Source organism: Streptomyces sp. Act143 (assembly GCF_003143935.1).
In the GTDB taxonomy this organism is placed as follows: Bacteria; Actinomycetota; Actinomycetes; order Streptomycetales; family Streptomycetaceae; genus Streptomyces.
The window spans coordinates 3,338,008-3,362,912 of record NZ_QFRX01000001.1; the positions used below are offsets into that span (position 1 = coordinate 3,338,008).

At 71.4% G+C, this 24,905-nt stretch carries 18 protein-coding genes; 8 read left to right on the forward strand and 10 right to left on the reverse strand.

The genetic code is table 11. The features are described from left to right. Nucleotides 1–14: 14 nt before the first annotated feature. Entirely contained in the window at nucleotides 15–2,186 is a 2,172-nt protein-coding gene (locus tag DI272_RS14835; protein WP_258314564.1) for a BTAD domain-containing putative transcriptional regulator, read from the reverse strand. 390 nt (nucleotides 2,187–2,576) lie between these two features. On the opposite strand from DI272_RS14835, the gene DI272_RS14840 reads away from it, so the two are divergent. Then, complete coding sequence (locus tag DI272_RS14840; RefSeq protein ID WP_109495828.1) at nucleotides 2,577–3,197, forward strand: hypothetical protein; 621 nt, start codon at nucleotides 2,577–2,579, stop codon at nucleotides 3,195–3,197. 256 nt (nucleotides 3,198–3,453) lie between these two features. Beyond that, on the forward strand, nucleotides 3,454–4,140 hold the full coding sequence (locus tag DI272_RS14845; protein ID WP_109495829.1) for a hemerythrin domain-containing protein: 687 nt from the start codon (nucleotides 3,454–3,456) through the stop codon (nucleotides 4,138–4,140). 37 nt (nucleotides 4,141–4,177) lie between these two features. On the opposite strand, the gene DI272_RS14850 is transcribed toward DI272_RS14845, so the two are convergent. The 3 genes from DI272_RS14850 to abc-f form a co-directional block, all read right to left on the reverse strand. Then, on the reverse strand, nucleotides 4,178–4,741 hold the full coding sequence (locus DI272_RS14850; protein WP_109495830.1) for an ABATE domain-containing protein: 564 nt from the start codon (nucleotides 4,739–4,741) through the stop codon (nucleotides 4,178–4,180). A 42-nt stretch (nucleotides 4,742–4,783) separates the two neighbouring features. Then, on the reverse strand, nucleotides 4,784–6,385 hold the full coding sequence (locus tag DI272_RS14855) for an ABC-F family ATP-binding cassette domain-containing protein (RefSeq protein ID WP_109495831.1): 1,602 nt from the start codon (nucleotides 6,383–6,385) through the stop codon (nucleotides 4,784–4,786). 81 nt (nucleotides 6,386–6,466) lie between these two features. Beyond that, on the reverse strand, nucleotides 6,467–8,101 hold the full coding sequence (abc-f, locus tag DI272_RS14860; protein WP_109495832.1) for a ribosomal protection-like ABC-F family protein: 1,635 nt from the start codon (nucleotides 8,099–8,101) through the stop codon (nucleotides 6,467–6,469). 359 nt (nucleotides 8,102–8,460) lie between these two features. On the opposite strand from abc-f, the gene DI272_RS14865 reads away from it, so the two are divergent. From DI272_RS14865 to DI272_RS14880, 4 genes are all read left to right on the forward strand, one after another. Next, nucleotides 8,461–9,177 (forward strand): molybdopterin-dependent oxidoreductase, encoded by a 717-nt coding sequence (locus tag DI272_RS14865; RefSeq protein ID WP_181387187.1) that lies wholly within the window; start codon nucleotides 8,461–8,463, stop codon nucleotides 9,175–9,177. Further along, nucleotides 9,131–9,811 (forward strand): cytochrome b/b6 domain-containing protein, encoded by a 681-nt coding sequence (locus tag DI272_RS14870; RefSeq protein ID WP_181387188.1) that lies wholly within the window; start codon nucleotides 9,131–9,133, stop codon nucleotides 9,809–9,811. Before DI272_RS14865 ends, DI272_RS14870 begins: the two co-directional genes overlap by 47 nt. 193 nt (nucleotides 9,812–10,004) lie before the next feature. Then, nucleotides 10,005–11,594 carry a DUF6351 family protein gene (locus DI272_RS14875; protein ID WP_109495834.1) on the forward strand — a complete coding sequence of 530 codons (1,590 nt, stop codon included), beginning with the start codon at nucleotides 10,005–10,007 and terminating at the stop codon, nucleotides 11,592–11,594. A gap of 44 nt (nucleotides 11,595–11,638) precedes the next feature. After that, nucleotides 11,639–12,244, forward strand: a complete 606-nt coding sequence (locus DI272_RS14880; RefSeq protein ID WP_109495835.1) for a DUF308 domain-containing protein — start codon at nucleotides 11,639–11,641, stop codon at nucleotides 12,242–12,244. A 73-nt stretch (nucleotides 12,245–12,317) separates the two neighbouring features. Here the strand turns inward: DI272_RS14880 and DI272_RS14885 are convergent, their stop codons facing one another. The 4 genes from DI272_RS14885 to DI272_RS14900 form a co-directional block, all read right to left on the reverse strand. Further along, nucleotides 12,318–13,550 (reverse strand): cytochrome P450, encoded by a 1,233-nt coding sequence (locus DI272_RS14885; protein ID WP_109495836.1) that lies wholly within the window; start codon nucleotides 13,548–13,550, stop codon nucleotides 12,318–12,320. Between the two features lie 139 nt (nucleotides 13,551–13,689). Then, nucleotides 13,690–14,541, reverse strand: coding sequence for a Bax inhibitor-1/YccA family protein (locus DI272_RS14890; protein WP_109495837.1), 852 nt, complete (start codon nucleotides 14,539–14,541; stop codon nucleotides 13,690–13,692). A gap of 133 nt (nucleotides 14,542–14,674) precedes the next feature. Next, nucleotides 14,675–15,142, reverse strand: a complete 468-nt coding sequence (locus tag DI272_RS14895) for an SsgA family sporulation/cell division regulator (RefSeq protein ID WP_109495838.1) — start codon at nucleotides 15,140–15,142, stop codon at nucleotides 14,675–14,677. A 219-nt stretch (nucleotides 15,143–15,361) separates the two neighbouring features. After that, nucleotides 15,362–17,059 (reverse strand): amidohydrolase, encoded by a 1,698-nt coding sequence (locus DI272_RS14900; RefSeq protein ID WP_109495839.1) that lies wholly within the window; start codon nucleotides 17,057–17,059, stop codon nucleotides 15,362–15,364. Nucleotides 17,060–17,468: 409 nt separating this feature from the next. On the opposite strand from DI272_RS14900, the gene DI272_RS14905 reads away from it, so the two are divergent. Beyond that, nucleotides 17,469–18,941, forward strand: coding sequence for a hypothetical protein (locus DI272_RS14905; protein ID WP_146238330.1), 1,473 nt, complete (start codon nucleotides 17,469–17,471; stop codon nucleotides 18,939–18,941). Next, the gene (locus DI272_RS14910; protein ID WP_109495841.1) at nucleotides 18,938–23,548 is read left to right on the forward strand and encodes an FtsK/SpoIIIE domain-containing protein; all 4,611 of its coding nucleotides are present in this window, start codon (nucleotides 18,938–18,940) and stop codon (nucleotides 23,546–23,548) included. The genes DI272_RS14905 and DI272_RS14910 overlap by 4 nt, the downstream gene beginning before the upstream one ends. A gap of 63 nt (nucleotides 23,549–23,611) precedes the next feature. Here the strand turns inward: DI272_RS14910 and DI272_RS14915 are convergent, their stop codons facing one another. Next, nucleotides 23,612–23,920 (reverse strand): WXG100 family type VII secretion target, encoded by a 309-nt coding sequence (locus tag DI272_RS14915; protein WP_109495842.1) that lies wholly within the window; start codon nucleotides 23,918–23,920, stop codon nucleotides 23,612–23,614. A 32-nt stretch (nucleotides 23,921–23,952) separates the two neighbouring features. After that, nucleotides 23,953–24,873 (reverse strand): hypothetical protein, encoded by a 921-nt coding sequence (locus tag DI272_RS14920; RefSeq protein WP_109495843.1) that lies wholly within the window; start codon nucleotides 24,871–24,873, stop codon nucleotides 23,953–23,955. Nucleotides 24,874–24,905: the final 32 nt, after the last annotated feature.

The window sequence follows — 24,905 nt, forward strand, 5'->3', positions numbered from 1 at the left end:
CTTCGGACGCCCTCTCAGGAATTGGCGGGCTGGAAGCACATCTCCAGGGCCGAGGTCAGGCGGCGGTGGAGGGTCTCGTCCTGGGGGTGGTCTTCGATGGAGCGGACGAGTTCCGGCAGCAGGTACTGCTCGGCGACGATCCACTCGGCGGCGTCCGCGCGCCCGCGGAACCGCTGGGGACGGACGCCGGGGCGCGGGGGCGGCAGGAGCACGGTGCCGCGATGGGGCGCCAGGTGTGCCGTGGCGGCGTCGGCGCTGTAGAGGTAGTGCTCGAACATCCTGGCCAGGGCCTCGGAGCGGACGGTGGGGGAGTCGAGGACCGCGCTGAGTTCTCTGGCGTAGGTGCGCAGCAGTTCGTGGCAGGTGTACCGGCCCGCGGTCAGTTCGACGAGCAGGTGATGGTCCATCAGCTCGGCCATGTCCTGCCGGGTCCTGCGCGGATCGGTGCCGGCGATACTGGCCGCGGCCGGCATCCCGATGTCGCGCGAGGGGTGCAGGCTCAGCAGCCGGAACAGCCGTGCGGCGCTGCTGCTCAGCGCTTCGTAGGAGCGGTGGAAGGAATTGCGGGCGTCGGTGCGGTCGTCGTGGCAGCACAGCGCGTCGAGACAGTCGTCGGCGTCCTGGAGCCTGGCCGCGAGCGAGGCCAGCGGAAACCGCGGCTGCACCAGGGCCCGGGCCGCGGTGACGGCCAGCGCCAGGGGCAGTCCGCCGCACAGTTCCACGATTTCTTCCGCGGCGGTGTGCTCGGCCCGGATGCGGTCGGTGCCCAGCCGTCGGTCGAGCAGTTCCAGGCCCTCCGCGCGGGTCATGGGCTCCAGCGTGATGATGCGGGCGTCGTCCGTCACCGCCAGGCCCTCCAGCCGCCGTCGGCTGGTGACGACGGCGACGCATCCGGGTGCGGCGGGGAGCAGCGGACGTACTTGCTCACAGTTCTCCGCGTCGTCCAGGACCAACAGCAGTCGGCGTCCGCTGAGGGCGCTGCGGTAGAGGCTGGTGAGCGCGGCGGTGCTGGTGCGGGCGGGGTCGTGCTCGACGGCCAGCGTGCGCAGCACCTCGCTGATGGCCTCGGCCGGATCGAGCGGGGGCCGTGAAGGGTGGTGGCCCTGGAGGTCGATGTGGATCTGCCCGTCGGGGAAGTGGTCGGCGACCAGGTGGGCCCAGTGCACGGCCAGCGTGGTCTTGCCGACTCCCGCCATGCCGCAGATGGCCGCGGTCATGGTGGGCGGGCGGCTCTCGCCTTCGATGGGCAGCAGTTCCAGGCACTGGCTCAGGGGCTGGCGGCGGCCGGCGAAGGAGGCGCAGTCTGCCGGGAGTTGGGACGGGCGGCCGGTCGCCGCAGGCGGGGGCGGCGGGGCGTCCGGTGTCCGGGAGGCCTGGCGCTGGAGCAAGTGCTGCTGGGCGGCGCGCAGTTCGGGGCCGGGTTCGACGCCGAGTTCCTCGGCGAGTGCCCCGCGGATGGTCTCGAACTGCCGGAGGGCTTCGGCCTGTCGGCCGGTGGCGGCCAGGGCGGCGATCGCGCGGGCGTGGAGGGCCTCGTCGAAGGGGTGGTTCTCCAGGGCGTTGCGCAGCACGGTCAGGACTTCTTCGGTGAGCGCGGGCGCCGCGGTCAGAACGGCGTCGGCGGCTTCCTTCACCGTGGCGACGAATTCGTGTCCCACGGAGGTGAAGACCGGGTGCCGGGCCACGGAAGTGCCGGCCGCGACAACGGGGCCGCGCCACAGCCGGAGGGCTTCGACGAAGTCCTGGGCGGCTTCGGCGGGTGCTCCGTCGCGGAGCGCGAGCTGGGCCTGGGCGCGCAGGTCGCGAAAGCGCAGCAGGTCCGAGCTGGAGGTGTCGACCAGGAGCCGGTAGCCGTCGGCGGCGCGGACGAGGTGTTCGGCGTTGCTGCGGCTGAGCAGTTCGGGTTCGAGCGTTCTGCGCAGGGCGCCGATGTGCCGGTGCACCACGTTGACGGCGCTGGGCGGTGGTTCCTCGTCCCACAGGATGTCGACCGCTTCGCCCAGGGTGAGCGGTCCCGGGGCGCGGAGCAGCAGCAGGGCGAGCAGCGCCAGGCGCTTCGGGGGGCCCACGTCGATCTCGGTGTCCCCGCGCGTCGCCCGTACGGTGCCGAGAAGTGAGTAGCGCACTGTCGCGTCCATCTCGCGGCTGGCCTCGCTGTTTCTCCAGTGGTGCTGCTGGTCGCCCATCCGGTCCGTCGTCACCGCGTCGGTGGGGGACCCACGCCGTCTCCGCGTGCGGGGCGTGTGGCCAAGACCGCGAAGTGTAGCCATGTTCCGTGACATGTGTGCGCGGTGCGAGGTGTCCCGGTGGGGTGCGGTGTCGAGTCTGACGGGGAGGTGACAGTCGGTGGATCGGTCACGTGACTTAGCACTCCTCAAGCGAGTAACCGCTTCAATGAGTGACGACGCTATTCCATGTTCTCGTGTCGTGCGTCACCAGTCAAGGTGGTGACGTATGTCTGCGAAGGTCGGCGCGGGCCCGGCGGGTGCTCCTGTGAACCTTGCGGTCACTCGCTCCGTTCAACCTCATGACCGGCCCTGCCGCCCGGGCGAGTCGTACCGGTGAGAGGAGGCGCCTTGTACGTTCTGGTCCCCGACGACCCCGTGTTCTACGCGAAGTTCCAGAGCCTTGAGGAGCCGCTCCTGCGCCACCTCTACCGGCTGCATCACACAGGCGCGGAGTCCGACGACGAGCGGATCATCTCGGACGCCTACGACAGCTGGGTGCAGGTCCTGCTGAAACTGCCGCTGTGGGCGCGCTGGCACACCGAGGACGTGCCCGCCGTCGCCGCCGCGGCGGAGCCGCCCCCGCCCCGATACACCCTGCACAGCATGCGCGGCGACCAGCTGACGAGCCTGTACCCGATCGAGGTGACCGCGGTCGATCTCGGGCATCTGACGGCCTGCCTCGACCTGTTCGCCGGCATCGATGCAAGTGCCGGGGCGGGTTCGGGGCCGACCGGCGGCGAGGAGCGTCTCGCCGATGTCTTCCGGCGCGTCATGGACGTGCTGCTGCTGCCGCCCCCGTCGGGGCTGCTGAACATCCTGCGGTTCGTCGTGGCCCAGGGGGTCGCCGTGCGCGTGACCCTGCCGACCGAACGCGAGCAGGAGTATCAGCGCTTCTGCGAGGACATCGTGACCATCCTCAGCTCGGGTGACGCCTTCGCCTACCGAAGCCACCGGGCCATGTATCTCTGAGTGTGTCCGAGGTGTGGCGCCGGAACCTTCAGTTCCACATGTTGTGGTGAACCTTTCAGATCCACCCTCACGTTCTCCAGTTGGAAGGCTCCGTCGTCGAACACGCGGACGGGGGAGCCGGGACGGGACGCTCGGAGTCCAGCCACGCGCGCGTGGTTCGTCCACGCGAGCGTGATCCGTCCCCGTCCCCGCACCGGCGGCCCGGGTCCCCCCTCGGGCCGCCGGTGCGCTCACGTTGGTGCAGAAGGGTTCACGGATGTCCGCCACACAGGCGCCGGTCACGGACGGCGCCCGTCTCTTCGAAGAACTGCTCGCCGCCCACACGGTCATGACCCGGGGTGCCGAGCTGGTCGCGGAGTCTTTCACCCGGCTGGCGGACGGCGCGGCCGTCGAAACCGGCGCCCTGGTGACGACCGCGCGGTGGTTCGTCGACTTCGTACGCCATCACCGGCGTGTCGAGGACGAGCTGCTGTACCCGGTGCTGCGGGCACGCTGCCCGGAAACGGTGCGCAGTCTCGACCTGCTGGACGAGGACGACGACGCGATGGCCGAGGCGCTCGACGAGCTGGAGAGCGTCATCGAACGGATCGCCGAGGAACGCCGGGTCGGCGGATCGGTCAGCTGGGGGCACGCGATGAAGGAGGGGACGCTCGCGTCCCACCGGGTCCGCGATGGGCTGACCGGGCACTCCTCCGTCATACGCCCCCTGCTCAAGGGGCTGCTCGCCAAGGCCGGGCAAGAGGATCTCGAAGTCCTCCGCAAGGCGGCGGCCGAAGGCGTCTGGCGCGGTGAGCCGCACCTGGCCATCGGGTTCCTGGAACACCCGGAGCCCGTTCCCGGCCGGGAACGGGTCAGCGCGAATTTCCCGCCGCCGGTGCGCTGGGCCCGGAGCGTGCTGATGAACCGGTTCCGCAGGACCCTAAGGGACCTCGCGGCCGATTGAGCCCCGCGCCCGGGAGGTGCGCTGCCGTGGGTCAGGGTCAGCGCGCGGCCGGGGCGGGCGCTGACTTCTTGCGTGCCCGGTAGGCGGCGGCCTTGATCTTGTTGCCGCAGGACTCCATGCCGCACCACTGCCGCCGCATGCCCCGGGAGCGGTCGATATAGACACGGGTGCACTCGGGGTTGCCGCACTCCTTCATCAGCGGCACGTCCGGACCGCTGAGCAGCTCCACCGCCTGCCGGGCGACCGTCGCCAGCGCCTGCTCGGGCGTCGCCTCGGTGAGCCGCCCGGTCAGGGTGAGCTGGGGCGTGACGGGCGTCCTGCGCGCGGCGGCGTTGACCAGGTCGAGCGCCTGCTGATCGAATTCCTCGCCGAGCCGGCGGTCGGTGACGAGCCGGTAGATGGCCTCGCGTACGGCCGTGGCCTCGCGTACGTCGCCGTCCTGACCTGGGGTGATCGTGTCCACCAGGCCGGACTCCAGATACCAGGCGTTCAGCCGCTCCGGCGTCACGAACATCTCGAACCGGGTCGAGCGCCGGGCCCGGAGCGTGGCCGCGAAGTCCAGGGCCGGGTTCCCGCATACGAAGACGTGGTCAAGATTCACATCACCATCTTGACAGGTGACTCCCGCTGAGCGCAAGGAACGTTACCGTTCCAAGCGGTGCTCCCGGCCCTGCCAGCGGCGGCGCAGCCAGCGGTCGTGGCTGGCCACGACGATCGCGCCGGGGCCCGGGCCCAGCGCCGCCTCCAGTTCGTCACACAGGGCGGGGGAGAGGTGGTTGGTGGGCTCGTCGAGCAGCAGCAGCTGCGGCGGACGGGCCACCAGCAGGGCCAGGGCCAGCCGTCTGCGCTGTCCCACCGACAGCTGCCCGACCGGCTTGTCAAGGTCCGCCTCGTGCAGCAGGCCGAGTGAGCCGAGGGGCACCTTTTCCGCCCGCTGCGCGCCCAGCGTCTGTTCGTAGGTGTCACGGACCGTGCGGTCGGACCGCTCGAAGGTCGTGTCCTGGGTGAGCAGCCCCACGCTGAGCCTGCGCCGCCGCGCCACCTCGCCCTCGGCGGGCAGCCGCCCGGCGAGCACCGCGAGCAGCGTGGACTTGCCCGCCCCGTTGCCGCCGGTGACCAGCAGCCGGTCGGTGGGCGACACCTCCAGGCCGGACAGCGCGAGCCGGCCCGGCACCCGCACCTCGCTCAGCGACACCAAGGGCCGCGGGCCCTCCTCACTGCGCGCCGCCAGTTCCCCGGCCGCGAACCGCAGCGGGCGGGGCGGCTCGGCGACCCGGGTGCGCTCCAGCTCCTCCAGGCGCCGGGTGGCGTTGCGGACCCGGCGGGAGATCTGGCTCTGCACCCGGCCCGCCCGGTGGCCGTAACCCATTTTCTCGTTGTCGGTACGGCCCCGGTCCGGCGCGACCCGGTGCGCGGTCACGCCCGCGGACTCGCGCAGTGCCGCCAGCTCCTCCTGTTCCTCAGCGAACTGCCTTTCCCAGCGATCCCGTTGGGCCCGCTTCTCCGCCAAGTAGGCGCTGTAGTTGCCGCCGTAGCGGACCGGGCCGTCCACCGCCGGGTCGAGGTCGACCAGGTCGGTGCAGACGGCGTCGAGGAACGCCCGGTCGTGGCTGGCGACGACGACCGTGCCGGGCAGAGCGCGGAGCTGCTCCTCCAGGAAGGCGGCGGCGCCGTCGTCGAGGTGGTTGGTCGGCTCGTCGAGGAGCAGGGCGGACGGGCGTCGTACGAGGAGGGCGGAGAGAGCCAGCCGGCCGCGTTGGCCGCCGGAGAGCGAGCCCAGCGTGCGGTCGCGGCCGAACGCGCCGAGGCCCAGGCCGTCCAGGACCAGGGCGGCGCGGCGGTCGGCGTCCCAGGACTCCCGGTGCTGGGCCAGCTCCAGGCGCCTGCCGTAGGCGTCGAGGAGGTCGGGGTCCTCCGGGGTGCGGGCCAGCTGTTCGCCCAGCCGGTCCAGTTCGGCGAGGTCCTCGCGGGCCTCGCGCAGCGCCTCGTCCAGGACCGCGGCGATGGTGGCGTCGGCGTCGTAGGGCATCTCCTGATGCAGGAAGCCCAGGTCGGCGGGGCGGGTGACGCTGCCCGCGTCGGGTTCGTCGACGCCCGCGAGGACGCGCAGCAGGGTGGACTTGCCGGCGCCGTTCTCCCCGATGAGGCCGATGCGGTGGCCGGGGGAGGCGGTCAGGGAGATGCCGTCGAGGACGCGACGGCCGCCGAGGTTGCGGACGAGGTCGTGAGCGATCAGTGCGGACACAGGGGTCCCCCAGGGGTGAGCGGTGGGCGGCCCGCCGGGCGCAGGGCGCCTCGGACGCGGGCCATGGCACACGTCACCGGCTCACACCGCGGGCGCCCCCGTCTCCTTGAGCGTGCCGTCGGCCAGCCGCAGCCAGCGGTTCACCCCGATCTCGGCGAGGAACCGCTCGTCGTGGCTGACCACCATGAAGGCGCCCTGGTAGGAGTTGAGCGCGCTCTCCAGCTGGCCCGCGCTGACCAGGTCGAGGTTGTTGGTCGGCTCGTCGAGCAGCAGCAGGTGCGGGGCCGGTTCGGCGCACAGCACGCAGGCCAGCGTGGCGCGCAGGCGTTCACCGCCGGACAGGACGCCGACCGGGAGGTGCGCGCGGGCGCCGCGGAAGAGGAAGCGGGCGAGGAGGTTCATGCGCTCCGCCTCGGGCCGCTCGGGGGCGAACTTGGCGAAGTTCTCGGCGACCGTGCGGTCCAGGTCGAGCAGGTCCAGGCGCTGGGAGAGGTAGGCGATCCGGCCGTCGTTGCGCTTGATCTCGCCGCTGTCCGGGGTGAGCTCTCCGGTGACCAGCCGCATCAGGGTGGTCTTCCCGGCGCCGTTGGGGCCGACGAGGGCGATGCGCTCGGGGCCGCGGACGGTCAGGTCGACGCCGCCCGGGGCGAACACGTCACGCTCGCCGAGACGCACCTGCATACCCTCACCGAGGAAGAGGTTGCGGCCCGCGGGCACTTGGGTGTCGGGCAGCTCCAGGGTGAGGCGCTGCTCGTCGCGCAGGGCGCGGCCGGCCTCGTCGAGGCGGGCCTTGGCCTCGCTGACCCGGGAGGCGTGCATGGTGCCGGACTTGCCCGCGGCCTCCTGGGCGCCGCGCTTCATGTTGCCCGCGAAGATCTTGGGCAGACCGGCGTTCTTGAGGTTCTTGGAGGCGTTGCTCATCCGGCGCTCGGCGCGTTCGCGGGCCTGCTGCATCTCGCGCTTCTCGCGCTTGAGCTCCTGCTCGGCGTTGCGGACGTTCTTCTCGGCGACCTCCTGCTCGGCGCGCACGGCCTCTTCGTACTCGGTGAAGTTGCCGCCGTACAGGCGCAGTTCGTCGCTGCCGAGTTCGGCGATGCGCTCCATGCGGTCGAGCAGGGCGCGGTCGTGGCTGACCAGGAGCAGGGTGCCGTTGAAGTCGCCCAGGACGTCGTAGAGCTTGTGGCGGGCCTGGAGGTCGAGGTTGTTGGTGGGCTCGTCGAGGAGGAGGACGTCGGGGCGCTTGAGGAGCTGGGCGGCGAGGCCGAGGGAGACCACCTGGCCGCCGCTGAGCGTGCTCAGGCTGCGGTCCAGGGTGAGGTCGGCCAGGCCCAGGCGGTCGAGCTGGGCGCGGGTGCGCTCCTCGATGTCCCAGTCGTCGCCGATGGTGGCGAAGTGCTCCTCGGCGACATCGCCGGACTCCACCGCGTCCAGGGCGCGGATGACCGCGGCGACGCCGAGGACCTCGGCGACCGTGAGGTTGCCGGTGAGCGGGAGGCTCTGCGGGAGGTAGCCGAGGGTGCCGCCGACGGACACCGAGCCGGTGGCGGGCTTGAGCTCGCCGGCGATCAGTTTGAGCAGGGTGGACTTGCCGGATCCGTTGGGGGCGACCAGGCCGGTTCGGCCGGGGGTCACGGAGAAGGACAGGTCCTGGAAGACGGGCGTGTCGTCGGGCCAGGCGAAGGAGAGGTTCGAGCAGACGATCGCGGCGTCGGACATGGAGGCGACCTCGATGGGACTGAGGGCAAAGGGTGGGCCTCTGCCCTGGGCAGACGTGGGGAAAGGGGTACGACGAGACGGACCACCTCGGCAGCGCTCCTGTGCGCCGGCCGGTGGCCGTCAGCTCCGGATCTCACCCGGAGATGTCGTCTTCACCCACCACGTCTGTGACTCCTCGATACACGGTCAACGTCGCTTCCAGCTTAGCAGCCGTCCTTTCATACCCAGCAGCCGTCTCTTCATACGTTTGCGGTTGACAGCTCCGACGCCCCCATGCCAGCATCGTCACCAGTTAAACCGGTGACGAACGAATGACGGACGGGCCGGGCAACTCACACGTGTCCGAAGGAGCGCACACCATGGCGGAAAAGCCGAAGCCGAGGACCGGGGGCGCCCCTGTCGGACGGCGGGCGATGCTGGGCATGCTCGGCGCGGGTGCGGCCGGCCTCGCCGCCGCGCCCTACCTCCAGCGCGGCTGGGAGGGGTTCCTCGCCAAGGCCTCCGAGGTCGACGCCACGGGCCTGACCGGTCTGCTGCCCAACCCGGGTGGCTTCCGGTACTACAGCGTCGTCGGCTCGGTGCCCCACAAGGACGAGACGAACTACGCCCTGACGGTCGGCGGACTGGTCGACAAGCCGAAGACCTACACCCTCGACGAACTGCGCGCGATGCCGCAGACCCGGGTGGTCGGCGATGCCGTGTGCACCGACGGCTGGCGGGTGGACGGCACGCCCTGGGAGGGAGTGAAGCTGGCGGACATCCTCGATGACGCCGGGGTGCGTTCGTCGGGCGCGGCGATCCGGTTTACCTGCTTCGACGGCGCCTACAGCGAAAGCCTCACCCTGGAGCAGGCCCGCCGCTCGGACGTCCTGGTGGCGCTGAACTTGCAGGACAAGCCCATTTCCCACGCGCACGGCGGCCCGGTCCGCCTCTATGTGGCGCCCATGTACTTCTACAAGTCGGCCAAGTGGCTGTCCGGTATCTCGGTCACCGACAAGGTCGTCCCCGGCTACTGGGAGGAGCGAGGTTATGCGGTCGACGGCTGGCTCGACGGCGCCGACCGGGATGCGGCCTGAACCCCCCGGCCGCATCCGCCGCTTCACCACCGCCGAACGCCTGGTCCACCGGGCCACCGGCTACCTGATGCTGCTGTGCCTGGTCTCCGCCGCCTGCCTCTACTTCGGCCCGCTGGCCCAACTGGTCGGCCGGCGGCACCTGATGGTCACGGTCCACGAGTGGTCCGGCATCTCGCTGCCGCTGCCCTTCCTGCTGGGGCTCCTCTCACCCGCCTTCCGCGCCGACCTGCGCCGCCTGAACCGCTTCGCGGTGTACGACCGCCAGTGGCTGCGGGCCGTCCGCAGACGCCGTAAGTCGCCCGAGGCGCGGCCGGCCGGCAAGTTCAACGCGGGCCAGAAGCTCTACGCGGGCTGGATCGCCGGAGCGGTGCTGGTGATGATGTTCACCGGCCTGCTGATGTGGTTCATGGGCCTGCTGCCCGCCATCTCCCGCACCAGCGCGATCTTTGTCCACGACCTGCTGGCCTGGGCCATCACCTTCGTCCTGATCGGACACATGCGCAGGGCCTTCGAGGACCCCGAGGCGCGGCTCGGCATGCGCACCGGATGGGTCAGCCGGTCGTGGGCCGATCGACAGCACTCGCGGTGGCTGCGCGAGGAACGCGAGGACGACGGCCGACCGACCGTCGAATGACCTAACGCGACGTTCACACCCCCCGGTCACGGGCCGGCAGAGCAGACAGTCAACTGACTGTCGTGCGCGGCAGCCCCGAACGGCCAGAGTGAGCCGTGCACACACGTTTGTGTCACACCTGAGCACCTCCCTCTCGCGGGCTGCTTCCCGCACCTCTACTTCCCGCATATCCACTTCCTTGGACGGACAAGCGATGAGACGACTTCTCACTGTTCTCGCGGCCGGCGTGCCGCTCGCCGCGGCGGTCTACCTGCCGACCGCCTCCGCGGAGACCCAGAACGCCTCCACCGCCACCGCGTTCTCCTGCACGACGCCCTCCGTGAAGGCCCCGGCCGGTACCGCGGTGGAGTCCGTGACGGCGGTCCAGCAGGCCGGCGGCACCATCCAGGGCACCGGCATCCTCCAGGGCACGGTCACCGACGTCCCCGCCTACTGCGAGGTCACTGTCACGCTCACCCACCCGGGCGCCGGCGACCACGCCAAGGTGCGGACCTGGCTGCCGGTCAGCGGCTGGAACGGCCGTTTCCAGGGGCTCGGCGGATCCGCCTACCTGGCCGGTGACAACAACGTGGGCCTGGCCACCGCCGTCAAGCAGGGCTACGCCGCCGTCACCACCGACGCCGGCGTCGGCGACGTCCTCGACACCAGCTGGGCCCTCAACAGCGCGGGCCAGGTCAACACCACCCCGCTGAAGAACTTCGCCTCCCGCTCCCAGCACGAGGCGGCGGTCGTGGGCAAGGAGGTCGTCGACGGCGTCTACGGCAAGCGCCCCGCCTACTCCTACTTCACCGGCTGCTCCACCGGCGGACGCCAGGGCTACATGGAGGCCCAGCGCTACCCCGGCGACTACGACGGCATCCTCGCCGACGCGCCCGCCGTCAACTGGGACGAGTTCGAGGTGGCCACGCTGTGGCCGCAGGTCGTCATGAACAACGAGAAGACCCATCCCTCGGCGTGTGAGTTCAAGACCTTCACCGACGCCGCCGTCAAGTCCTGCGACAAGCTCGACGGTGTCAAGGACGGCCTGGTCAACGACCCGTCCCGGTGCGACTTCGACCCGCGCCGGCTGATCGGCACCAAGGTCGTGTGCGAGGGCAGGGAGCTCACCATCACGGCGGCCGACGTGGCCGTGGTCCGCAAGATCTGGGACGGCCCGCGCACCCCGTCCGGCAAGAAGCTCTGGTACGGCGTCCCGGTCGGCGCCGACATCAGCGCCCTGGCCGGTGCCGACGCCTTCCCGGTGCCCGCGGCCTGGGTCAAGCTCTGGGTCGCCAAGGACCCTTCGCTCGACCTGTCGACGATCACCTACAGCCGCTTCACCGAGCTGTTCAGGCAGTCCCAGGCCGAGTACGACAAGGTCATCGGCACCGACGACCCGGACCTGACGGCCTTCCGCAAGTCCGGCGGCAAGCTGCTGACCTGGCACGGCCTGGCCGACCAGTACATCCCCGCCCAGGGCACGGTGCACTACCGCAAGCAGGTCGAGCGGGAGATGGGCGGCACCAAGCGGGTCGACGACTTCTACCGTCTCTTCCTCGCCCCCGGCACCAGCCACTGCGGCCTCAACGGCCAGGACGGTTCCGCCGACGGCCTCGCCGCACTGACCGCGTGGGTCGAGCACGGCAAGGCGCCCAGGACGCTGCCCGCCACCCTGATCAACGCCGACGGCCAGAGCGTCTCCCGCAACCTGTGCAGCTACCCGCAGGTGTCCCGCTACCAGGGCGGCGACCCCGCCGCCGCCTCCAGCTTCCGCTGCGTCTCCGCCGCCCCCTCCCGGCACTGACCGGGTCGGCGACACCTCCCTGACCTGAGAAAGGCCGAACCGACATGAGCACCTCGACCGCGACCTCGACCCCGACCGGCCACGCCGGCGCGGGAGAGCGTTCCTCCCTGCTGAAGCTGTACCTGACCCGCGGCATCCTCGCCGTCGCCTGGGCGCTGTCGTTCGCCGGCGTCCAAGGCGACCACGAGGACCTCAAGGCAGGGGCCATCGTCCTGCTGGTCGTCTACCCGCTGATCGACGCGGTGTCCTCCCTGATCGACTACCGCGCCACCCCGGACGGCTCCGAGCGACGGGTCACCGCGTTCAACGGGGTGCTCAGCACGCTGGCGGCCATCGCCCTCGCCTTCGCCGGGGCCCACAGCCTGGCGGCGGCACTCCATGTGTTCGGCGTATGGGCCGTCGTCTCCGGCGCCGCCCAGCTGATCGTCGGAGTGCGCCGGCGCGGCCCCGAGCTGGGCAAGCAGTGGCCCACCCTGATCTCGGGCGGACTGTCCTTCCTCGTCGGCATCACCTACAACATCCAGGCCGCGGGCGACAACCCCACACTCGACGTGCTGTCCGTGTACGCCACGGGCGGCGGCGTGTGGTTCATCCTCCAGGCGCTGCTGCTGGGCTGGAAGTCCCGCCAGTTGCGCACCCGGACCGCCTGACGGTCCTTCCCCCGCGACGTCCCGTCCCGCGCCTCCACGGCGCGGGGCGGGACGTCGTCGTACGGGCGGGGCGTCAGCCCACGCGGTAGCGCACCGGAAGGGACAGCACCCCGCGGACGATGCCGGAGCCGATCCACTCCAACGCGTCGGCGGACACGGCGAGTTCGAGCTCCGGGACGCGAGCGAGCAGGGTGCGCAGGGCGATCGTCGCCTCCAGGCGGGCCAGCGGGGCGCCCAGGCAGTAGTGGATGCCGTGGCCGAAGGCCAGGTGCCGGGCGGCGGGGCGGGTCACGTCGAGGGCTGCGGGGTCGGTGTCCTCGGCCTGCGGGGCGTCGCGCCCGGCGGCGCCGAGGGCCACGACGACCATGCCGCCCCGGGGGATGGGCACCCCGGCGAGTTCGAGGTCCTCGGCCGCGTAGCGGCTGGTGGAGCGCTCGACGGAAGGGTCGTGGCGCAGGAACTCCTCCACCGCTCCGGGCATCAGCTCCGGATGCTTGCGCAACTGCCGTAGCTGATCGGGGTGTTGGAGGAGGGACAGGACGGCGTTGCCGAGCAGGTTCACGGTGCTCTCGTGGCCGGCGACGACCAGCATCAGCGCCGTGCCGACGAGTTCCTCCTCGGAGAGCCGGCCGTCCTCCTCGTCGCGTACGGCGACCAGGGCGGACAGCAGATCGTCCGCGGGGCTGCGGCGCTTGGCCGCCACGAGGTCGGCCAGCAGGCCGTGCAGGCCGGCCAGCGCCGCCCGGTGTTCGGGGGAGGCCACGCGCAGGGCCTGGGTCGACCAGCGGCGGAAGTCGAGGTGGTGCTCCTCGGGGATGCCGAGGAGTTCGGCGATGACGATGCCCGGCAGTGGGGCGTTGAACGCCTCCACCAAGTCCGCCTCGCCCGCCGGTGGCAGCGCGTCGATCAGGTCGTGGGCGATCTGCTCGATGCGCGGCGCCAGTTGGGCCGTACGGCGTGGGGTGAACGCGGCTGAAGCAAGGCGCCGCAGGCGGGTGTGCTCGGGCGGGTCGGCCTCCATCATCTGGGCGCCGAGCCCGACGGAGGGCTTGTTCAGGACGTAGCCCGCGGCGGCCAGGGCCTCGGCGGCGGGGGTGGCGTCCTTGAGCAGCGCGGGGTGGGTGAGCACCTCGCGGGCCAGGTCGTAGCCGACGACCACCCAGCCCTTGAGGCCGAGGTGGAACTCGGCCGGATGGATGGGGCCGAGCTCGCGCAGGCGGGCGTAGCGGGCGGGGGCATCCGCCTTGAAGGCAGGGTCGATGACGACCCTCGCGGCCTGGTGGGGGCACTGCTCCTGGGCACTCATGCGGTGTCTCTCCCGGTCCGGCGGTCGGGGCGTCACCAGGAGAACGAGCCGGGTTCCCGTCGGGTTCAGCGAGTGCGCCCGCGCGCGGACATGCCGAAGGGGCACGCGCCGCCGCGCGTGCCCCTTCCCCGGAGAAGACTCAGTTGTCGCTGTTGAAGAGGGACAGCACGCGCAGCACCTCCAGGTAGATCCACACCAGGGTCGTGGTGAGACCGAAGGCGGCCAGCCATGCCTCCTCGCGCGGGGCGCCGTAGGCGACGGCGTCCTCGACCTGCTTGAAGTCCAGGGCCAGGAAGGCGGCGCCGAGCACGATGCCGACGAGGCCGAAGACGATGCCGAGGCCGCCGCTGTGGAAGCCGAGGCCGTCCCCGGCGCCGAAGGCCGAGAAGAGGACGTCGGCGAGGAGCAGCAGGACGAAGCCGGTCGCGGCGGCGCCGACGAAGCCGGCGAACCGCTGGGTGACGCGTATCCAGCGCATCCGGTAGGCGATGAGCACCCCCGCGGACACCGCGAAGGTGCCGAGCACCGCCTGCACGACGACACCGGGTGCGATGTAGGTGGAGATGGTGCTGGACAGCACGCCGAGGAACACGCCCTCGAACGCCGCGTAGCCGAGGATCAGGGCCGGTGCCGGTGTGCGCTTGAAGGACTGGATCATCGCCAGGACGAACGCGACGAGGGCGGCGCCGACGGCGAGGCCGTAGGAGTGGCCGACGTTCGCCTCGTCGACGGGGAGCAGGAGCCAGGACAGGACGGCCGTGAGGACCACGGTGCCGAGCGTCGTCGCGGTGCGGACGACGACGTCGTCCATGGTGACGGCGTTGCCGCCGGTCCGCAGGGATGTGTCCGCGCCCGGGGCGTAGGGGTTGGTGGTGTAGTCGCCGGCCGGTCCGCCGCCGACTGTCGCGCCCACCGGTCGGCCTGCGCGTGCGGTGCGGCCGGGGTCACCGGCGCTGTCCCAGCGGGACAGGAATGGGTTGCTGGTCCTCACTTCGGTCCTCCTCGTCCGCCGCACACGTGCGGCCTGCGGCACAGGTGTGTCGTCAGACGGAAACTCTGTGCGTCACCACTCTGACAGGTGACGCAAGGCGGGGCAAGTCATCCCCGTGTGGGCCGGGCCACGGTCACTCGGAGTCCGTTCCCGGCTCGTCGAGCAGCTCCCTGAGGAAGCCGTCCCAGTCCAGACCGGCCATCTCCGCCTCGGCGGAGGTGACGCGGTACGTCGCGTCGAGCCAGTCCGCCAGCGGCGGGATCGGGACCTCGAACAGGGTGTCCACCTCCGCCGATTCCAGCAGCAGCCAGGACGAGGCCCGCTCTCCGGGCGCCATCGGCCACATCCGTACGTCGCCGTTGCCGCTCATCGCCGTCAGGCCGCGGTGCAGCAGCTCGCGGCCGATGCGCCAGACGAGCGCCGGCCCTCGTTCCGCCATGAACTCGACTGCGATCACCGCCGGCATGTCCGGGTCGAACCGGAATTTCGCGGTGATCGGCTGCCGGGTGAACTCGTCGACCATCTGGTCGACATCCAGGTACAGCGAGGGCACGAGCTCGGGCGCCGAACGCGCCCGCAGGGGTGACTGATCACGGTGCATGACAGGAGTTCCCCCTCCGTGGAACGAAGTCTGTGTGCACCACTCTTTGCCGGGCGCGCTCCTCGCACATCGGTCAGTTGACGGTCAACGGCCGACCGGACACCGGCTCAGGTGTCCCGCCCGCCCCGGGGTGGTCTGACGTAAGTCACCCAAGACCTCCGCCCGCGGTCGCGGGGGCGCGACGACCACGGGCGGAGGGGTGTGCGGGACGCGGTGCCGTCAGGTCACCGGCGCGAGGGCGGGGCCGGTGCCGCCCAGCTGCTCGGTGGACACGATCGGCGGCACCGGCCAGGTCACACCCTTCGGCGGCCAGGACTGCCCTGTCGCCTTCAGGAACTCGCCGGGTGGCTCGTACAGCGGCGGCTGGTTGCCGTCCGGGATCATCGAGGCCCACTCGACGCCCTCGGTGCGGTCCTGGAACTCCTGCTTCATCGCGGCCAGCAGGTCGGGCTGCTCGATCAGGTCGATCGCGCCCGCCGCCAGATAGCGCGCGGCGGACAGCAGCGCCTGGTGGCCGATGTTGGTGGCCGCCGTCGCCGTGGCGCCCCAGTTGTGGTTCGGGATGCCGGGCGGGTAGGCCGCGGACAGCAGCACGGCGGTGGGCGCCTGCCAGCTGATGTCGGCGGTGTCGGTGGCCAGACCGCCGGTGTAGGCCGCCGCCGGGGGAGCGAGCGGGGTCAGGTCGGTCGGCATGCCCACCTCGGGCTTGCCCAGCGACTTCTGGACCGCCTTGGCCAGGGCGTGATCGGCGTCCGTGAAGCGCGGGGCACCGATCTGGCGCATGTTGTCGTTGAGCAGCTCCGCGCCGGCCTTGTTGGCCAGCAGGTTCCACGTCGCGGAGTGGAACTTGTGCACCAGGCGCGTCTGGCTGGCCTGGGCGGCGGCCTTGCCGCACTCCACGATCTTGTCGTAGAGCACCTTGGCGCGTGCCGGGCTGCCCTCGCGGACGAAGAACCAGATGGAGCACATGTCCGGGGTCACGTTCGGGGCGCCGCCCCCGTTGATGATCGCGTAGTGGAAGCGGCCGGACGGGGCGACGTTCTTCTCCCGCAGGTACTCCGACATCGTCGCCATCAGCAGGGCGCCGTCCAGGCCGGACTTGTTGCCCAGCGGGGTGCCGCCGTGGCCGGAGGCGCCGAGGAAGGTGAAGGTGGCCGATATCAGCGCGCTGGTGGTGTTCCAGAACGGCACCGTGATGTTGAAGGGGTGCCAGTCCAGGAAGGCGTCGAGGCCGTCGTAGACGCCCGCCTTGACCGCGTACGCCTTGCCGACCAGCTGCTCCTCGCCCGCGCTGCCGAACAGCTTGACGGTGGCCTTCAGGCCGTGGGCGCGGATCGCCCGCGCGACCGCGATGGCGGCGGCGGTGCCGCCCGCGCCGAGGGCGTTGTGGGCGTCGCCGTGACCGGCACCGTACGTGGGGCCGTAGGCGTCGTAGTTGTAGACCAGCGGGTCGTGGGTGCCCACGCCCTTCTTCTGCGACAGGCCGGGCAGCGCGTCGTACTCGGCGTTGAAGCCGATGACGGGGCCCTCGGTGCCGTACGTGGCGACGAACGCGGTCGGGAAGCCGCCCGCGCCCCAGGTGACCGTGAAGCCGTTGTCCTGGAGTAACTTCGCGTGCGCGAGGGAGGACTTCCACTCGCGCAGCGACAGCTCCGCGTGCTGCCACACCTCGTCGCTGAGCCGGGTGATCGCGTCCTGCTCGGCCGTGATCCAGTCGAGTGCGGTCTGCTTGGCCGCGGTGTTCTGCGCCAGCCCCTTGGGGGCCCGGTAGGTGGCGGGGGAGACCCCGGTCTTCTCGTCGTACCCCAGGGTCGCCGCGAGCACCGGATCGGCCTGGAGGATCGCCGCCGTGGTCGCGGTGGCGCCCAGGCCGAACATCTTCAGCAGGCGCCTGCGGCCGGGATGGAAGTCGTTCACGTCGGTCTCGTCCTCGGTGAGTGTGAGCGGGTGATCATGACATGTCGCCGAAGAGCATATGTGTCTGCCACCGGCACGTCCTGCACAGCGGGTGGGTGTGAACCTTTCGCGACCCGGTTCCGTTGTTCCGTACAGATGCCCTTCTCGCGGCTGAGGCGTGGGGGGCACAGCGGCCGTCCCGGACCCCCCGCCGGGCCGGCCGCACCTGCAAAGGACATGTTTCCGCTTAGACTCGACGGTGACAGCGGCGGCAGACGGTCGCGGTCACACCTGTGCGGCCGGGGCGGCCATAGGGCCGGGGTGAGTGAGCACCCCCCTGGTATATGTGTCGTAGCCCTTCAGACACCTGGTCGTTCTTCGGTCGGCGACTTATCGAGGGGTTCTCGTGCACATCCATCAGGCAGGTCCGATGGAAGCCTGGACAACGGTGGCGCAAGCCGACCGGACACTCGCCCTCTCCTGGGACTCGGGTGCCAGTGCCCTGATCCTCGCACTGGCCGAACTCTTGCTGCTGGTCTGGCTGTTGGTGCGCTGGCTGGTGCGCAGGCAGGGCGGCCGACGCCGGGCTTGGCGCCGGCTGACCCGGCAGGTCCGCCTGACCCGCCAGGCCTTCTCCGAGCCGGTACGCGAGTTCCTGCGCTTCCGAGCCGCCGTACGACGACTCACCCGGCTGCTGTCGTCCGACGGACCCGTGAGCGTCGCCCGGCACGCACTCGACGGCGTCGACGCCGCCGTCCGTCCCACCGCGCCCCAGGCCTTCGCCTTCGCGGTCGCGGTCCGGCCCGCCACCCGGCGCAGCGACGGCGAGGTCGCCGTGTCCGTCGCGGGCCGAAGCCTGCCGCAGCCCCGGCATCCGTGGGAGACCGACGACGATCCGCTTCTCTGGTACGCCTCCGCCGTCGATGCCGAGCGCTCGCCGCTACCGGAGGCGGAGGACACGGATGCGGCAGGGGCAACGCCGGACGCAGAGGCCGGCGATGGGCTGTCGCCCGGTACCGGCCGGGTGCTCGTGCCGCTCGGACTGAGCGACGACGGCGTGGTCTTCCTCGACCTCCTGCGCGGGCCCCGCATCCTCAATGCCTACGGCGAACGCCGGGCGATCCGCGCCTTCGTCCAGGCCGTCGCGGCCTACCTCGACCTGCCCGGCAGCCCGGCCGACGTGCTCGTGGCGCGCGGAGTGCACCCCCGTTTCGACGGTCCCGATCTGGACGAGTTGCTGAACTCCCTCGTGTACCTGATGTCCGACCGCACCCGGCCGGTGGTCGTGGTGTGCGCGGCGCCGGACGACGAACAGGCGGCACGGCTGGCCGAGTTGGCCGCTGCCGGACCGCTGTGCGCCGTGGTGGTCGGGCCGGTCTCGGTCCACCGCTGGGAGATCCGGGTCAACTCGCGCGGTCGCACCGAGACCCCCGGCCTCGGCATCGAGACCGACGCCGCGCCGCTCGGTCCGGCCGTCGCCCGCGCTGCCCGCAGGGGCAGTACGCGGAGGCCGCGCCACGAGGGGCCGGCGGGCGGCGCGGTTCCGTCGACGGGCGGGGCCACGTGGTCGACGGGGCCGCGGCGGCCTGCCGGTCCACGGCCACCTGCTGGTCCGCAGTTCCCCGCCGCGGGGCCGGAGCGGCATCGCCCGGTGCCGCATCCTGTGGGGTCCGGTACCCGACCAGGGGCGTCCCCCGCCGCTGAGACCATTGCCACCACAGGGGCCACCGCCACCCCCGTCGTCGTCGGTCGCACCGCGCCCGTGGTCACGGAACCCCTGGCCCCGGCCATCCGTGACCTGTTCGCCGAGCCGGAGATCAGCGGGGCCTCGGCGGCCGGAGCCGGAACCGGTGACCCAGAGCCCTTCGAGAACCCCCGAGCCGAAAGGCGGAACGAGTCGTGAAGTTCCTCGTCACCACCGTGGACGACCAGGCGCGGGAGCAACGCGACGTCCTCGTCAACGCGGCCGCCGCCACCCCCGTCCGCAGGCTCGCCGCCCAGTTGTCGGCCGCGCACCGGGGGGCCGCCCCCGAGGAAGAGCCGGACGCGGTCGCCGCCGAGCAGGACATCCCGCTCTACCTCGGCGACCGGTTGCTCGATCCCGACCTCGCTCTGGCCTCCTCCGGGATCCGGGACGGCAGCACCCTCGGCCTGGGTCGGCCCGTCGCCGACGCCGCCTCGGTCTACGGCCCCTCCCGCGACGCCATGCCCACGCCCAAGGCACCCGGCTCCGCCCCCGTGGTCGAGATCCAGGTGATCGGTGGCCCGGAGGCCGGGCAGGTGTACCAACTCGGCATCGGCACCCATCTGATCGGGCCCCGGACCGGGAGCTCCGTGCCGCTCACCGGCAGAGGCGTGCCCGAGGAAGGGCTGCGGCTGGCAGTGCGTCCGGACGGCACGGTCCTCGCCGTGCTGCCCGAGGACGACGCTCAGGTCCGGCTGTCGCTTCCCGAGGCGCCGCCGCCGCGACCGCGCGCGGACGTGGTGGCACTGCCCCCCGAACCCGACCCCGGCCCCGAGGAGCAGGAGGACGACGGGCTGCCGCGCGGCTGGACGCCCTGGGAACTGGACGGTGAACTCGTCGTCGGCGAGCACCTGTTGCGCGCGGTCCGGCCCACCTTGGCCGACGCCGCCGTGGTGGCCTCGCCGAAGGCCAGCCTGGACTTCAACCGGCCGCCGCGCCTGCTGCCCCCGCTCCAGCCGGAGACCTTCCGGCTGCCCGGCCCGCCCGAACCTCCCAAGCGCCGACCCCTGTCCTTCCTGGTGATCATCGCGCCGATGTTCATGGGCGTCGCCATGGTGTGGCTCTTCCACTCCTTCCTCTACCTGATGTTCATGGTGCTCAGCCCGGTCCTGGCCATCGGCAGCTGGATCAGCGGCCGGCGTGGCGGGCGCAAGGAATATCTGGAAGGCGTCGCCAACTACCGGCTGCGCCGCGCCTCGCTGGAGGCGGACGTACGGGCCAAGGTGGAGCACGAGCGGCGGGTGCGCGTCGCCTCCGCGCCGGACCCGGCGGTCGTCGGGCTGATGGCCGTAGGACCCGGTGCCCGGCTGTGGGAGCGCCGGCCGTCCGACCCCGACAACCTCGTCCTGCGGATCGGCACCACCCAGCAGCAGTCGCTGCTGCAGATCGACGACGGCTCCCGCGAGGACAACCACCGCACCGCCCACTGGCAGATCCCCGACATGCCCATCGGCGTGGACCTCGCCGGCAGCCAGGTCGTCGGTGTCGCCGGTCCCGAGGAACCCGCCCGGGCACTGGCCCGCTGGGCGGTGGCGCAGGCGGCCGTCCTGCACAGCCCGCGCGACCTGAAGATCTGTGTGCTCACCGACAGCAAGGCCGCCGACGCGTGGGAGTGGGCCCGCTGGCTGCCGCACGCCCGTTCCGGCCTGTCCGCCTCCCAGGACAACGCCCCCGTCATCCTGCTCGGCAACGACCCCGAGACCGTCGCCAACCGGGTCACCGAGCTGATCAACGTCATCCGCAACCGCAACCAGGCGCAGCAGGCCACGATGCGCGGCGCGTTGCTCAGCGAGCCCGACGTGTTCGTCGTTCTGGACGGGGCGCGTGAACTTCGGGACGTCCCCGGCATGGTTCAGGTCCTCAAGGAGGGGCCGCTGCGCGGCATCCACCTGCTGTGCCTGGACCGAGAGGAGCGCATGCTGCCGGAGGAGGCCAGCGCGGTGGTGTCCATCGCCGCGGACACCCTCACGCTGCGCCGCACCGGCCTGCCCGACACCACCGGCATCCGCCCGGACTACGTCACCGCCGAGTGGGCCGAGCGCCTGGCTCGCGGCATCGCCCCGGTCCACGACGTCACCCCCGACGCCGGCGGCGGACTGCCCGACAGCGTCTCGCTGCTCGACCTGCTGAACCTGGAACCGCCCACCGCAGAGGAGGTGGGCCGGCGCTGGAGCCGCCGCCCGGCCTCCACGTCCGCGCTCGTCGGGCAGGGCTTCGACCGGCCGATTGCCTTCGATCTGGTCAAGGACGGCCCGCACGCCCTGATCGCGGGCACCACCGGCTCCGGCAAGTCCGAGCTGCTGCAGACCTTCGTCGCCTCGCTGGCCGCGGTCAACCGCCCCGACGAACTGACCTTCGTGCTGGTCGACTACAAGGGCGGCAGCGCCTTCAAGGATTGCGTGCGGCTGCCGCACACCCTGGGCATGGTCACCGACCTCGACAGCCACCTCGTGCAGCGCGCGCTCGCCTCGCTCACCGCGGAACTGGTCCGCCGAGAGCACCTGCTCGCCGCGGCGGGCGCCAAGGACCACCCCGAGTACCGGGCCCTGCGCCGCCGTGACCCGAACCTGCCGCCGATGCCCCGACTGCTGCTGGTCATCGACGAGTTCGCCACCCTCGCCCGGGAGATCCCCGACTTCATCCCCGGCCTCGTCGGCATTGCCCAGCGCGGCCGCTCCCTCGGCCTGCACATGGTGCTGGCCACCCAGCGGCCCGCCGGTGTGGTCACCAGCGACATCCGCGCCAACACCAACCTGCGGATCTCGCTGCGCGTCACCGACGCCACCGAGAGCACCGACGTGCTGGACGTACCGGACGCCGCGAGCATCTCCGCGGCCACACCGGGACGCGCCCTGGTCCGCACCGGGCACCGTTCGGCGATGAGTTTCCAAACCGCCTACGTCGGTGCCGCGCGCCCGCAGGACCTGGCCGAGGGGGTGGAACCCGCGGAGCGGCAGGTCGAACTCCCCGACGACGACACCGGGGTGTGGACGACTCCACTGTCCTGGCAGGGCCTCGGCCGCCCGGTGGAGGCACCCCAGGAGACCGAGGACGAGTTCGCCTTCCCCGACGACGAGGAGGGGCCGACCGATCTGATGGCCCTGGTCGACGCGCTCGTACAGGCGGCCGAACAGTACGGCCACCAGCCGCAGCCCAGCCCTTGGCTGCCGCCACTGGTCGACACCCTGACCCTGTCCGACCTGCCGCAACCGGCCGCCCCCACCGACGACGGACGACTGGTCCCGGTCGCCTGGGCCCGCGAGGACCTGCCGCAACTCCAGGCACAGCCACCGGTGTTCCTCGACCTGAACACCTTCTCCCACCTGTTCGTCCTGGGCATGCCGCGCTCCGGCCGCTCCCAGACGCTGCGCACCATGGCCAGCGCGCTGGCCCGCGCCAACTCCTGCGCCGATCTGCACTTCTACGCGGTCGACGCGGCCGGTGGCGCACTGTCGGCGCTGTCCGCGCTGCCGCACACCGGGGCCGTGGTGCCGCGGGCCGACCTGGAACGCCTGGGCCGCCTCCTCAACCGGCTCACCGCCGAACTCGTGCGCCGCCAAGAGCTGATGACCGCGCACGCGGCCGGCAACATCACCGAACTGCGCGCGACGCTGCCCCCGAGCCGGCGCCCCGCGCACCTGATGCTGCTCATCGACGGCTGGGACACGCTCAGCGCGCTGATCGGCGAGATCGAGGAAGGCCGCATGGTCAACCAGGTCGGCATGCTGCTGCGGGAGGGCGCGGCGGTCGGCGTGCACGTCGTCGCCACCTCCGAACGGGCCCTGATGGGCGGGCGGATCGCGGCGCTCAACGACAACAAGCTGCTGCTGCGGATGAACGACATCGGCGACTACACCATGAACGGCATCCCGCGCGAGCAGGTGCCCTCCGTGATCCCGGCCGGTCGCGGCTTCCGCACCGACACCGGTGGTGAGCTCCAGGTCGCCGTGCTGCCCGGCGGCCTCAGCGGCGCGGAGCAGGCCGAGGCGCTGCAGAAGATCGGCACCGAGGCGACCGCCCGGGACCTGGGCGTACCGGCGTCGGCGCGACCTGCCCGCGTGGAGACCCTGCCGATGACGATCGGCTTCCAGGAGGCGTACGGCCGGATCGGCGCGGCCCCGCGCGGCCCGCTGACCGCGATGCTGGGCCTCGGCGGCGACGACGTGGCCCCCGTGTGGGTCGACTTCGCCGGCGTCGCCTCGACGTACACGATCGTCGGCCCGCCCGGGTCCGGCCGCAGCACCGCGCTGCTGTCCCTGGCCGCGTCTCTGCTGCGCGGTGGGACGGGCGTAGTGGCCATCACTCCCAGGGAGTCGCCGCTGCGTGGGCTGGCAGGTCATCCGAAGGCGATGGTGCTGTCGTCGCCCGCCCCGGGCGAGGAGGAGCTGCGGACCGCGCTGGAGGCGGTCGGTGGCGTCGCGGTCGTCATGGTGGACGACGCCGACCTGCTGGCCATGTCGCCGCTGGACGGCATGCTGCGGGATATCGCCTCCTCCGGCCGCGACCGGTCCGTCGGCCTGGCCATCGCTGGACCCGGCGAGGCGCTGGTGTCGCCGCTCAGCACCTGGATCGGCCAGGTACGGCGATCCCGCAAGGGCCTGTTGCTGTCCCCGCAGACCATCAGCGAGGGCGACGTCCTGGGCCTGCGGCTGCCGCACAACGTGGTCCGCGTCAACCGGGTTCCCGGGCGGGCCTTCACCGTCGATGACGCGGGGTCCCTGGTGACCGTCCTGGTGCCGGAGACCGTGGCCGCCGACGCCCGCTGACGGGCACGACGCAGGAGGGGGCGCCGCTCCGAGCGGCGCCCCCTCCTCACGTTTGCAGTGTCACTAGTTCGGGCCCTTGATCTGGGCGGCCATCGTGCGGTCCATGTCGTCGATCTGGGTCTTGATCGATGTGAACTGCTTGGCGAAGTCCTCGATCTTGGTGACGATCTGCGTCAGCTGACCGGTGAACTGCTCGTAGGCGCGCTGCATCTCCGGGCTGGTCTGCTGAAGCCACAGACCGTCGGTGAGCAGGGTGTCCACCGACGCCTTCAACTGCAGCAGCTGCGGGTTGATGTTCGTCACCGCGTTGTTCAACTGAGTGGCGACGGTATCGATCTGGCCGTACTGGAGCTGCACGTTGTTGCTGGGCATGTGGGTTCCTTTGAGAGGTGTCCGCGGGTGTGTCAGTAGGTGCTGCCGACGCCGGTGTTCGAGTGCTGCGTGCCGCCGTCGCTCTTGTCGTCCTTGCCGTCACCGTCGGTGTCAGTGGCGTCCGGGTCCTTGTTGGTCCACTTCGGGTCCGGGTGGTCGCCGCCCAGGCCGGTGCCGGTCCAGCTCGACGTGTCGGTGGTCTTGCCGTCCTTGTCGGTGTTGGTGATGTCCCTGGTCCCGGTGCCGTCCGTGTTGCCGTGTACCTCGATGACCGTCTTCGAGCCGTCGCTGTGGGTGATCGTCGTCGTGTAGCTGTTGTTCGGCCCGTAGTCGGTGTGTTCGTGGTATTTCAGGCCGCCTTCCCCGTCGTCGATCGTGGTGTCGGTCGACGTCACCTTGCCGTCGGAGTCATAGGTGAGGTGTGCCTCGTGGTGCAGATTGTCGGTGCCGTCGCCGTCGTGCGTGTAGTCGTAGAGGGTCGGCTCGTAGCCCGGCGGTCTGGGGGCGTCCGGGGCGTTGGGGTCGGCGAGCTTCTGCTCCTTGAGGTATTCGTGCCCCTTGTCGTCCCAGGCGTGGACGGTGATGGAGTGCTCGGTCAGCCACTTCCAGAACTCGTAGGAGTCCTTGTTCATCTTCCAGGCGTTGTGCATCAGGCCCTGCTGCTGGGCGGTGGCGCTGGCCGCGTAACCCGCGTCCTGCTCGAACATCCGCTGGGCCACGAACCGATAGGTCTCGCCGAGGGATTTCAGCAGCTCCCTGGCGTTCTCGAAGGGGCCGATCCAGTCGAAGAGGAAGTGGTTGACGGCTTTGAAGCCGTCGCCGAGGGCGGCCTCGTCGAAGAAGTTGCCGCGGCCCAGCAGCCGGGAGTCTGCGAGCTGGTCCTGGGCCCGGTCCATGTCCTTGGCCAGTGTGTTCAGCAACTCGTAGTCGAAGACCACGTCGAAATCCGGCATGTTCTCTCCTTCCGCTCGCCTGACCGCCACCG